Genomic DNA, 10,923 nt, shown 5'->3' on the forward strand with positions numbered 1-10,923 from the left:
AGGAACACTGTGACAGCGAACAATGCCAAGTACTTGGTCGGCAACGACATGGGCGACCGAGTGTCGATATTCGACGACGGCCGGGTGAAGGTCTGGTCGACCACACATCTGTGGACCATCGAGGGCCGTGAACGCCACAACGCGCTCGGCGAAACCGTCTTCCTCAGCATCGGCCGTGCTCTGTCGACACCTGGCCCGACCGCAGGGCAGCAACGGTGTGACGTCGAGATCTCGCTCGATCCGGAAGGCGGTCGAACTGTCGCCGGAACGGTTGGCGCGGATAACGGGACGTTCGTCCAGTTCTTTCACGACGGCAGCATTGCGGTCGGCAACGACGGCCGCGATCTCGAGAACGTTTTCAACGTCGGCCGGGAGGCGAATCAGACGCGCGGCCGCAACGGTGTCGGGGGATCGGTGATGGTGACCTTCGGCGGGAGCTACCGCCCGCAAGTATTGCGTGCGTGTGATCACCTCGTCGAGGTCAGTGAGCGTGCCGCACCGCCGCCGAACCGGCTGTACAAGAACGAATTCGAAGTACGCTGACTTGGCGACAGGAGTAGGTCCACTGGTCCGACTCCGGTGCAGTTCCGGCGGCGGTGTCGGCTGACTTCTCGGCCCGGGCGATCCGGTTGCGCGTGCAGGATTCCGACGCTTCAGGTGTAACTGGGATCGTTTTCCTCGCGGAAGGCCGCGACCGTTACCTGTATGGCCCGGTCGAGTTGGCTTCGTACTTCGGTGGTGTCGGCGGGGACGGCCTTGATGGTGGGTCCGCTGCGGACGAGATAGCGGCCGTCGGGATAGTCCATCACGTGGAAGCCGCGGGCGGGTGCCGGGCGATTGTCCCAGGCCGGGCCCGCGTACACCGCGACGTGGGCGATGGTGCTGCGGGGGCGTTCGAAGAACTGCTCGGCTCGGGCACGGGGCGGGGCCGGTGCGCCCACGCGGTACGGTTCCTCGTCGTCGGCGTCGAGTTCGTGCCGAGAGATCTCGATGCCGGGGCCGCTGCCGCGTGCGGCGCCCGGCAGATGGTCGATGACCCGACGGCTCACGCTCTCCGCATCGATTAGTGACATGTGCACCGCCTCACCGCGATCCAGCGACGACGTGGGCTCCTGTACGAGCAGCACAGCATGCCGATAATGCACGGCCGCGTGGACGCGTACTTTCTCCTTCCCGCTGAAACCCGCCATCTCGATGCGCGCCTCGGGTTCGGCCAGCACACGCAAGGCGCTGTACAAGGACTCGTCGAGTCGACGGTGCAGTCCGGCGGCTTCGGATTTCCACTCCGCCTCGTAATCAGCGACGGTCTCGGCGGTGGAGCGGTACTGCAACGGGTATGGCAGCACGTCGCGCTCGACGGCCCGCCACAGCACCGTGAAACCGAGCGCGGTGAACGACCAGTCCCGTCGGCTCATGAAGCCGGCTCCTTCGTCGTGCACCACGGCCGTGTCGTGTGTTTCGGCGTGGCGTCGATTCTCGGCTCGCTCATTCGCCGATCACCGGGGGCACCGACTTCACCCTGTTCTCCGCACCGAGGCCGGTGAGTTCCTCGCCGTTGCGCTGGTTGACGAGATAGTCCTTCGTCTGATGTTCCTTGTCGTCGTCGCCCTTGCCGCGAGCGCCCGGCGCCATCATGCCCGGCATGCCGCTCGTTCCTGGCCGACCGGTCCCGGGACGCGCGGACGCGGCGGCGGGAACGCCGCCTGGAACGCCGGGCACACCGTTGATGCTGCGACCCGGCGCGGGGTTGCCGAGGCCGGGCACGCCTGGGCTGGGTGTGCCCGGACTCGGCGTGCCGGGGGATCCGGGGCTCGGTGTTCCGGGGCGGGTCAGTGATGGATCGGTGCCGGGATCGGCGCTCGCTGGTTGGGTCGAAGGGTTCGCGCCTGCGGGGGTGGTCGTGGTCTGTTCGGGCGTGCTTTCCCGCTCGGCAACCGGATTCGCGCTGGACGGGACGCTGCTCTCTGGCGTGTTCTCAGTACCCGGTAGCTGTGCTGGGTCTACCGTGGTGCCTTTAACGCCGGTATCGGTACCGGACGATGACGGCTGCCAGGGTTTGTTCGGCGCGGATGGCTGATCGCCCGAATTGTGCACCGGGTTGTACGGCTTGGGTACCAGTGGAACGCCGGTGTCGGCTTCCCGGACGGCCGGGTAGAAGACGTTCTTGACGACGTTCACGGAAGCATCGCGCGCAGCGTCGTCGCGATGCTGGTTCAACTTCCACGTCGGGCCCGGCACCCAACTGGCGACATCGCTGGTCCACGTATGCCCCGGTGCCTCCTGCACGGCGGGCCGGGTGACCTCGATGCCCGATCGGATGATCTTCACCTTCTCGGCGACGATCTGCACCGAACTGATCAGTCCGCTGGACTTGTCGACGTATTCCTTGATCCCGTCGCTGGCGGCCTTCGCCGCCGCCCCCTCCCACTTGCCTTCCATGGCCTTGCCTATCTCCGGGCCGAAACCTCGCAAACCCTGCTCGAGCCGATTGCGAATGGACTCCCACCGCTGGTGCAGCGCGACAACATCGGTGATCGACATCGCCTGCACACGTTGATAGAGATCATCGATACCGTCCGGATTCTTGTACGCGCTTTCCGGAACTTTCGGCGACTGCATGTGCACATCGCTACCGGCGCGCATGATTTCGGCGATGCGGTTCCGTGCGATGGCCGCGTCGGCGCTCTCGTCGCGCGAACCGCTGTCCGGCGGGCCCGATTTCGACTGCTCGAACAGCGCGGCGCCAATCGCTACCAAGAACGGCAGACCCATGATTATCCCCCGGTCAGCTCAGCAGATTGCTCGTGTCTTGCGCATTGGAGTCGTCCTGTGCGCCGATGCGGTCCACGGAAATCTGGATCGTATCACGCATCAGGGTCAGTACTTCGATGTGTTCTTTGAGGGCGGAGTCCACATCGCCGTCGCCGCCGATTGCCTTGGCGCCCAGCATGTTCGCCAGCTCGTCGGAGCAGTCGAAGCGGCCGAGGCCGCTCACTTTGCTCACCCACTGCAGGTCATCGCGAAGCTTGTTGTAGAGATCGATCTGACGGTTGCACGCGTCACGGCATGCCTGTGCGACTGACTGATCAAGATACAGCCGACCTGCCTCGGCCTCGCCAGCGAGATACCGCCACCGTGTTAAGTCTTCGCCCAATGCCACTTGCTGCCCCTCTGCTCAGCGTGGAAACGTCGGTACAAGAATTGCCGCCGCAGCCCGCGCACGCGAACACGGCTCCACAGGATTCTTTGCTGACGCGCGATTGGAAATCGTCACTCCGTACGATCCAGAGTTTGCAGGAAAGATCAGATCGCAAAGCTCGTTGAACCGGTCGGATGTTCTGCGATGCTGGACACCATCGCGCCCGGCGATCGAGATGTCGGAGAAGTCGATGTTGTCCGGCTTAGCCTTGAAATCATCGACTGTGTGGATCGTCGTGGACACTCCGAGGTTGAAGTCATCATTGTTCCACGAACACACCTTCCATCCGGACTCCTCGACGCCCGCAACCCCCGACCTTTTGGTGTCCGGTCGGACGCCGATCTGCTGCAACGTGCTGTTCGGCACCTGCGTGCATGGATCCCACAGAGCGGCCGCGGCCGCCGACGTGTCAGTTGTAGCAGTCCCGTTCGTGGCCGATTCGCACCCCGAAGCGACCAGCACCACCCCAGCGAGCGCCGCAACCGTCGCCGTCGTCCGTCGTCCCACCGAAGCCTCCCGATCCGGGCCGTCAAAGTCGTCCCTGAAGACTATGACGCACTCAGGGGGCCTCCGGTTCCATCGGATTCGGTTCGTTCGGATCCGGAGGCTTGAAACCTTGCGCCAGCAGATCAACGGGCGCAGCTCGGTGATCGTTGCTACGAGTGGTCTCGCGGCCGATCAGGTCCCGGAAAACCATAGTGATGGTGTGGGTTTCGCTCCGCGCAGATGATGATCGACTGCACGATCGTGCTGATGTGTGGCCGGAACGCGTCGCGTGGTGCGACGACCCACCAGCGGTATCCGGTCCGTTCGTCAACGGGGGAGGGCAGCAGTATCTCGCCGCCGTTGGGGACGATCGTCGCGCGGGCGCGCAGTAGTGCGATGAAGATGTCGCTGTCGTTGGCGAGCTGGTGGGTGTCGTCGGGACGGACGAGGATCGTCCAGCGGCCGGAGCCGTGTGCGATGACTGGGCCGAGCAAGTATTGCCTGGCGAGGTCGCTGTGGACCATTCTGCCGAGTTGTTCGGGTACCGTGACCGCACCTACATCTCCTGCGCGCAGGGTGATTCGTCGCGTTTCCTCGTGTACGTAGCACGGCAGCCCGTACACGTGTCGGTAGCGCTGGCAGCGGGTGAGTGTCGGGTCGGCGGCGGGATCTGTATTCATGGCCGCTCCGTGAGCACGGGGCGGGGAGGATTCGGCCTTGCTCGGGCGTATGCGAATTGCATCGATAACTCTCCGTTCGGATTCGGAAGATAAATGGTGGGACGAGCGATCAGTCCCACAGCCGTGCGCACGGGAGGTGCGGGAGGTCGTCGTCCAGGTTGTCGTCGATAGTCACGGTGATGTCCGGGAACCGTTGTGCCAGTGCGCGTGCGACGCTTTCGGCCTGTTCGGCGCTCGCCTGGTAGTCCAGGCACAGCGGGCCGGTTTCGATTTGGATGTGGCGGTGCCGGTCCGGAGGCTCTGGGGCAGTTGGCTTCACTGCGGCCTGCTCGGGTCCGGCACCATTCGTCCGCTGTCGATCAGCACCTGTCGTGCCGCCGCCTTGCGTGCGCAATGTTTCGCGCGGCAGGCCACGTGGATCTGCATCACGTCATGAGCTTGGGCGATGCTGAACGGCAACCTCGGTGCACGGTGGGCGGCTGCGTCACACAGGGCGATGAGTTGGTAAATGGCGAGGGAATGCGGGGACACGGGAAACCTCTCTGCTCCGAGGATCGGCCGGTGCCCGGTACCGGGGGCTCTCGCCACCAGCCCGCCACTCTGACCGGCCGGTGCGCCGCGACAGTCCGGCGTCGGCCCGGTACCGGGCACCTGCGGCGAACGTAAGCGCGGCATTCGGCCAAGTGGGAGCGCGGATTTCGGTTTCCGTTCCGACTATGCGAGGAGCCGTATATCCTGCGCAGGCGCCCGTTTCGGGGGTGAATGCTCAGGGGAACGACAATCAATAATCGGGGGGTGCTGGGCCATGTACATGACGACCGGTGAAGTGATCCGGCGAATCCGTAAATCGGTCGGCATGACCCAGACCGAGTTGGGCGCACTGATCAATTTCTCCCAGCCTGCCGTCTCGCACCTCGAACGCGGCGGCCCCGCTTCCCACGATGTTCGCGTTCTTCGGCTCGTAGCCCGTGCGCTTCAGGTTCCGCTTGCCATACTGGTAGTGGAGTCGGACCAGGAGGCAGATGTGGACCGTCGCAACTTCTTCAGAGCAGGGGCATTGGGGAGCGTGGGCGCCACGATGTCGGTTCCCGCCCCCGCGAACGCCGCGTCGGCGTCCAGCGGGAAAGTCGGCGCGAGCGATGTAGAAGCCATCGTCGACAGCGTGAACCAGATCCACGAACTGGATCTGGTGGTCGGTGGTGACCGATTGTGCCGGGTGGCGGCCAATCAAGTCCGCTATGTCGAGCAGCTTCTCGACCAAGGCAGTTACACCGAGACGGTCGGGCGGGCGCTCACTAGCGCGGCCGCCGAAATGATGACCGCCGCAGGGTGGGTGCACTACGACGCCGGGCGTCTCGATGATGCTCGGCGGTATTACGCGGACGCGGCGAACGCCGCCAATGCGGCCGGTGATGGGATCGCTGCGGCGCATGCGTTGGGGAATGCCAGCTTTCTGATGGCGAGTCGTCCCGGTGACGACGCGAAGGGGAACCCTCTGGCCGTGCAATACGCACAGGCTGGGGCGCGGGCATCCCTCCGCGACGGCGGTCCGAAACTGCGTGCCTTGATGGCGATCAGGGAAGTCGAAGCGCATGGGGTTCGCAGGGACAAGTCGGCGATGGCGGCCGCGATCAGTCGGGCGCACCGTGCGTATGAGTCAACTCGTGGGCACGACCCGGATTGGGTTTACCTGCCGGAAGCCGAATTCGTCGGTGGCATCGGCTGGGCACAGATGCGGCTCGGCGAGCACTCCCAGGCCACCTCCAACCTGCAAGCCGCAGTCGAGAGTTCGTCGGCGTGGCCTAGGGAGCGCGCCGCGTGGCAGATCCATCTTGCGGAGAACTTCACAACGTCCGGTGACGTCGCACGAGCATGCTCACTGCTTGCCGATAATTACGACACCATCGCCGGACTCGCGTCCACCCGCCTGCACCAGCGCATCGATGCCATCGCCAACCTGGTTCGCACACATGCCGCGGTTCCGGAGGTGCGGGAATTCCTCGGCAGGCGCGCCGCGCAGGTCTAGCCTGCGCGGAGCAGAGGGACACTCCGCCATCCGGATCGGCGAGCACTCGCGATTCCTGCGGTACCGAGTGCGTGGTTCGCTTCGCCGTCGAGGATTTGAGGTGACAGCACGAAACTCGTCTCCGCACCAACGAGCCTTTCGCCGGAGACAGCGGAAGTGCCAGGCAGTCACCCGATGCGTATGCCGAACGCCGGGCTCAGGAGCAGCTTCGGCAACGCCCGGGCCTCCACTTGATCCGAATTCGTTCGTCGGTATCGACGACTCGGGGAATTGCGAATAAGGCTCGCCACAGTCCCATCTGAATCGAAGGCGGGTCTTGGCGAACCGCACCGTGGCCCGTCCGGACCCGCTGGTCCTCGTGTGCGCTCTTCGCCTGTGTTCCCCATGCGTGTCTTCGGAAGGCAGCCTATGTGCTCGCGTTCGTTCGCGGTGCTGGGTTCGGCGACGATCGTCACCGCCGCGTCGATCAACCACCCGCACGCATTCGACCGCCCCATGGAGACTCGGAATCGGTGCCTTGGACCGCGATTCACAGCGTGCTGCTGGCCGATGGCGGTGCGGCAGGAGTGGCCGATCGAGGTGAACTGGAGTCGCCTCGGGAAACGGCAGCGCCCCCGCGTCGAGAAGACGGGGAGGCGCCTGCTCCGACTCGAGACTCAGTAGGCCCCGTTGACGTTGTCCATCGAGCCGTACCGGTGCGCCGCGTAGTTGCAGGCGGCGGTGATGTTGGCGACCGGATCGTAGATGTCGAAGGCGGTGCCGTCGATGTGGTAGGCGTTGAAGGTCGGGTCGATCACCTGGAGCAGACCCTTGGAGGGGGTGCCCTTGGCGGCATTGGAGTCCGACAGGTTGATGGCCCGGGGATTGCCGCCGGATTCACGCATGATGTTTCGGTGAATGCCTTCGTAGCTACCCGGAATGCCGTGGATGCGCATCACGTCGAGGGACTGGCGAATCCAGCCGTCGAGGTTGTTCTCGTAGACCGGGGGCGGCGCGGGCAGGAAACCCTCGGGCGCCACCCCTGGCAGACCGGGCAACCCTGGCAGCGCGGGCAGTTCGGGTAGCACGGGCAGGCCCGGGAAGTCGATCGGCGCGGCAGCGGCGACCGGTGCGACCGGGGCCGCAGCGTTGTTGTCGGCCACCGCCACACCGGCGGGGAAGCCGACAGCGATCACGCCGACGGTGGCGGCGAGGGCCGCGCCCTTGCGAAGGGATGGGCGGCGGAGAAAGGAAAGGTGTGCGTCAGGCATCGAGAAATCAGTTCCTTGTTCGTGCGGCGATCCGGCCGGAGAAACCGGCGCGGATCCACGGCGGGCACCGGGTATGGTGTTCGCCATCTCGGCTCGTGTGCGGTTATCGGATTTCGTTGTGAAAGCCAGGATGCGAATCCCTGGCGGCGCGACGCGGTGCACAAATCGGGGCGGTGCCCTTCGGTGCCGCTGCCGTACCCGGAGAGAAACAAGCCGTTGGGGCTGTAGAGCTGGTTCCTCGGGTCTCTTCCGGACCTGATCTCAGCTTGATCACGGTCGGTGAACTTACGGCAAACAACTAGTTAATGATTCGATTTCCTGATCTTGGAACACTCGATACACTGGTGGTAGTGGCTCGACTACCAGGTATTTCATGACTAAACGTGATTTGTATCACAATCGAGAATTTCGCTGTAACGAGATCAACTATGTCTCGATCTGATCACTGAAACATTGCGGGATTCGGATATTGAGCGCCCTCTCGGTCATTCCGTCCCGCTGCGAATAGCGGTTCAGCGACTCGCCGATCTCCGGCCGCCGTCATGCCCCGACCCGATAACCCGCTGGCTTCTCGAGGAGCATCGTCGACGTCCTTATCGGACCATGTCGGGGCCCTCGGCGGCTTCCGAAACAGGCGGACATCCGCTGTGTCGCCGAAGTGGGCCGGCGTGGCCGATTGAATCGACGCTGAAATGCGCGAGATTCGCTGAGTCGGCTGTGCTTCGGTGGAACCGATCCGTCATGCGGCGCTCTCTTCGATAGTCGGTCGCGACACGATCAAGTGGGAGCGACCGGATCGCCGACTCCTATCTCCGGTTCTGGCTCGCTTTCCTCGAACGCGGCATTCCACTCATCGAACGCGGCCGCGGCAACCTCGCACTGGCTCGGATAGCACGCTCGTGGACGACTTGGCGTGGACGGGCGATCGAACCTCTGATCCGCGAATCACTGCTGCATCTACTCCCCCGACGATCGGTGGCCCGGCACCGAAGCGGTCGGCGGGTGGTGGAACCGGCAGAACAAACCGGAGATCGACCTGATCGGCGCAGACCCCGAACCGGTCGCCAAGGCGATTCAATTCGTCAGATCGATCAAGTGGTTCGAAAACCGCCCCTTCGACCGCCACGACTACGACACCCTCGCGCGCTCTCTACCGGCGGTACCGGCACCGATCACGACACCGAGCTGGTAGTCGTCTCCCGATCCGGCATCGCGGACAACCTGCCGTTGGCTGCGCACTGGGGTCCAGAAGACCTGGTCCGCGAGTGGCGGCGGTAGTCCCGCAGATGTCAGTGCATCGGCAGTCGACCGCGCTCGCCGGCAATGCCATCAATGCGGTTCCGACAACGGGTCGTCATTGCTGCCTTCGGGGAACAATTCGACGTTGACCGGATCGGTCAGCCATTGGTATCGGCCGACTCTGTGGACGGTGCCGGACAACTTGAGTGGTTTGTCTTGGCGGTGGGCCTCGAGGGCGAGTTCGTACTGTTCCTCCGACAGTTCGACTCGGACGATCCGGATATCGGGGCGGTTGTAGACGTGCAACCGAATCAGGCGTCTCTCCGTGGCCGACTCATGCGCGAGCAGGGTGACCTCGCCGGTCAAGTTCACTTGTTCCGGCTCGCGAGTCTCGGCGAACCGGTCGGCGACCTTGCGCAGGATGGGGGACTCCACCGCGTCGAAGCGGTATTCGTACCGCACCTCGCGTCCGGAGTGGGTGGGCTTGCGGATGATGGTCACCGCACCGTCTCCGTTCATGCACAGCGAGGAGAGGGCGCTGGACATCTCATAGGACATCCCAGTCTGAACCAGGTCGTCGAATATCTCGACACGAGGCCTGCTTTGGTACTCGTCCAAGGCCGAGCGCGTAGCGGCCGTTATCTCATCGAACTTGTCGAGTATCTCGGCCCCGGTGCGGCATCGATTGCGGGTCTCGAAAAGCTTTCCCGGAGCCGCGTCCTCAATGGCTTTGCTGAAGTAGAAGTACCGATCGGACGGGGTGTAGGCGGTGACCACGAAGCTGCCCACTTCTGTTTGCCCCATGAAGGTGCTTTCGAGGAATCTGCGGGCGACGTAGGCGGCGGTGTTCCCGAAGTAGCGTCGCGATTCCTTGGTGGCCTTCGCGGCGGCGACCAGGCTCAGCCTTGCCGCCGCGAACAGACGCTCGCCCTCCTCCCAGGCGATCATCCCCGCGTCGACCGGTGTCTCCTTGGTCCACTTCGTCGATTCCAGGTCGGATCGTTGCTGGAACATCAGCAGCCGGCTCGTGTGCTCGACCTCTGCGCCGTGCTCATAGATGAGCATCTTGAACGCTCGCCGGAGTAGTTGCGCGTAGTCCCCCTTGGCCGGATTGATCGGAAGCAATATTTCCTGTTCGGGGACCGTCTCGTTCGACCAGACTTCGTATGATTGCGGGATCGAATACGATAAACGCCACCCGAATCTGCGCAGTAAGTAGGCAACGGTGGCTTTGTTGTAGTCATCCACCGCTCGATCGGCCGCCGAACTCATGGCCGATCTCCTTTGCCCACTCTCTCCATGATCTTGCAGAGGGTGATATCGTCGAACGTATTCGAGCACGGCGCGGACACGGTGATGTCCGCGGATGAGGTCGCCGGAAAGCCACACAGACTTACCCAGTAGGCGCGATGCCGGACCACGAGGGCGTCGTCGGAGAGGTACACCCAATCGTCTTGCAGCTTGGGTACGTGCATGATCACGACGATTTTGGCCACCGCTGGGTCATCGGTCCTGAAATAGTCGTAGCGGTTCCGGGTGATCCGGGCGTTGATGCTCGCGCCGTCGGCCGCCAGCGCCGTCGCCGTCGCCTTCATCTGGATCTCGAGCCGGGCTCTGCCCGCGCGATGCCGATTCGAGGTGTGGCTCAGAACGATGTCGACCCCCTCGTCTATCTCCGGACGTCCGACGACGACACAACCCGCCGCGGCGGCGACAGCGCGCACGTAAGCCTCCTGGAAAGCCTCCATCAAGTCTGTTCTCCGGGAGGGCGATCCACGCAGGATGGACGCAGGACGGGCCGGTCCATCGATCACCAGCTCGGCCTGCGATCCATCCTCAGCCACGAAAACCCCCACCTCGGCACAATCTACCGCTATCCAATGGAACCAGGAACAGCGTTGAGATGCACTAATTTTCGTGAGAGTAGTCGTGATCTCAGCAGGTCGATCTCACCCGGCGGGCGGGTTCGGCGCCCTCGTCCGCTGAGATCCAGAGGCGCTGAGCTGGGCTGGACCACATTGCCGCCACTGGCTCGTGACATTG

General features: G+C 63.9%; 12 protein-coding genes. 2 read left to right on the forward strand and 10 right to left on the reverse strand.

The window, feature by feature from the left end:
• Positions 1–9: 9 nt before the first annotated feature.
• The gene (locus tag M8859_RS29065; RefSeq protein WP_249645114.1) at positions 10–543 is read left to right on the forward strand and encodes a hypothetical protein; all 534 of its coding nucleotides are present in this window, start codon (positions 10–12) and stop codon (positions 541–543) included.
• A 110-nt stretch (positions 544–653) separates the two neighbouring features.
• Here M8859_RS29065 and M8859_RS29070 read toward each other — a convergent pair whose 3' ends face one another.
• From M8859_RS29070 to M8859_RS29100, 7 genes are all read right to left on the reverse strand, one after another.
• Positions 654–1,415: an ESX secretion-associated protein EspG gene (locus M8859_RS29070; RefSeq protein WP_249645115.1), complete on the reverse strand. Its 762-nt coding sequence runs from the start codon at positions 1,413–1,415 to the stop codon at positions 654–656.
• Between the two features lie 70 nt (positions 1,416–1,485).
• On the reverse strand, positions 1,486–2,772 hold the full coding sequence (locus M8859_RS29075) for a hypothetical protein (RefSeq protein ID WP_249645116.1): 1,287 nt from the start codon (positions 2,770–2,772) through the stop codon (positions 1,486–1,488).
• Between the two features lie 13 nt (positions 2,773–2,785).
• The gene (locus M8859_RS29080; RefSeq protein ID WP_249645117.1) at positions 2,786–3,160 is read right to left on the reverse strand and encodes a hypothetical protein; all 375 of its coding nucleotides are present in this window, start codon (positions 3,158–3,160) and stop codon (positions 2,786–2,788) included.
• A gap of 15 nt (positions 3,161–3,175) precedes the next feature.
• Positions 3,176–3,706 (reverse strand): DUF3558 domain-containing protein, encoded by a 531-nt coding sequence (locus tag M8859_RS29085; RefSeq protein WP_249645118.1) that lies wholly within the window; start codon positions 3,704–3,706, stop codon positions 3,176–3,178.
• Positions 3,707–3,855: 149 nt separating this feature from the next.
• Entirely contained in the window at positions 3,856–4,365 is a 510-nt protein-coding gene (locus tag M8859_RS29090) for a DNA-directed RNA polymerase subunit beta (RefSeq protein WP_249645119.1), read from the reverse strand.
• Between the two features lie 109 nt (positions 4,366–4,474).
• Positions 4,475–4,684 carry a hypothetical protein gene (locus M8859_RS29095; protein ID WP_249645120.1) on the reverse strand — a complete coding sequence of 70 codons (210 nt, stop codon included), beginning with the start codon at positions 4,682–4,684 and terminating at the stop codon, positions 4,475–4,477.
• On the reverse strand, positions 4,681–4,896 hold the full coding sequence (locus M8859_RS29100; RefSeq protein WP_249645121.1) for a hypothetical protein: 216 nt from the start codon (positions 4,894–4,896) through the stop codon (positions 4,681–4,683). Before M8859_RS29100 ends, M8859_RS29095 begins: the two co-directional genes overlap by 4 nt.
• 274 nt (positions 4,897–5,170) lie before the next feature.
• On the opposite strand from M8859_RS29100, the gene M8859_RS29105 reads away from it, so the two are divergent.
• Entirely contained in the window at positions 5,171–6,391 is a 1,221-nt protein-coding gene (locus tag M8859_RS29105) for a helix-turn-helix domain-containing protein (protein WP_249645122.1), read from the forward strand.
• Positions 6,392–7,047: 656 nt separating this feature from the next.
• Here M8859_RS29105 and M8859_RS29110 read toward each other — a convergent pair.
• From M8859_RS29110 to M8859_RS29120, 3 genes are all read right to left on the reverse strand, one after another.
• Positions 7,048–7,641: a transglycosylase SLT domain-containing protein gene (locus M8859_RS29110; RefSeq protein ID WP_249645123.1), complete on the reverse strand. Its 594-nt coding sequence runs from the start codon at positions 7,639–7,641 to the stop codon at positions 7,048–7,050.
• A gap of 1,329 nt (positions 7,642–8,970) precedes the next feature.
• Positions 8,971–10,152, reverse strand: coding sequence for a hypothetical protein (locus M8859_RS29115; protein WP_249645124.1), 1,182 nt, complete (start codon positions 10,150–10,152; stop codon positions 8,971–8,973).
• Positions 10,149–10,724 (reverse strand): DUF4365 domain-containing protein, encoded by a 576-nt coding sequence (locus M8859_RS29120; protein ID WP_249645125.1) that lies wholly within the window; start codon positions 10,722–10,724, stop codon positions 10,149–10,151. The genes M8859_RS29115 and M8859_RS29120 overlap by 4 nt, the downstream gene beginning before the upstream one ends.
• Between the last annotated feature and the right edge of the window lie 199 nt (positions 10,725–10,923).

The sequence above is a fragment of the Nocardia sputi genome, assembly GCF_023501985.1.

Bases quoted from the DNA above. Each gene is read 5' to 3' on its own strand.
- M8859_RS29070 (WP_249645115.1), bottom strand. From the start codon at position 1,415: ATGAGCCGACGGGACTGGTCGTTCACCGCGCTCGGTTTCACGGTGCTG.
- M8859_RS29075 (WP_249645116.1), bottom strand. From the start codon at position 2,772: ATGGGTCTGCCGTTCTTGGTAGCGATTGGCGCCGCGCTGTTCGAGCAG.
- M8859_RS29090 (WP_249645119.1), bottom strand. From the start codon at position 4,365: ATGAATACAGATCCCGCCGCCGACCCGACACTCACCCGCTGCCAGCGC.
- M8859_RS29105 (WP_249645122.1), top strand. From the start codon at position 5,171: ATGTACATGACGACCGGTGAAGTGATCCGGCGAATCCGTAAATCGGTC.
- M8859_RS29110 (WP_249645123.1), bottom strand. From the start codon at position 7,641: ATGCCTGACGCACACCTTTCCTTTCTCCGCCGCCCATCCCTTCGCAAG.
- M8859_RS29115 (WP_249645124.1), bottom strand. From the start codon at position 10,152: ATGAGTTCGGCGGCCGATCGAGCGGTGGATGACTACAACAAAGCCACC.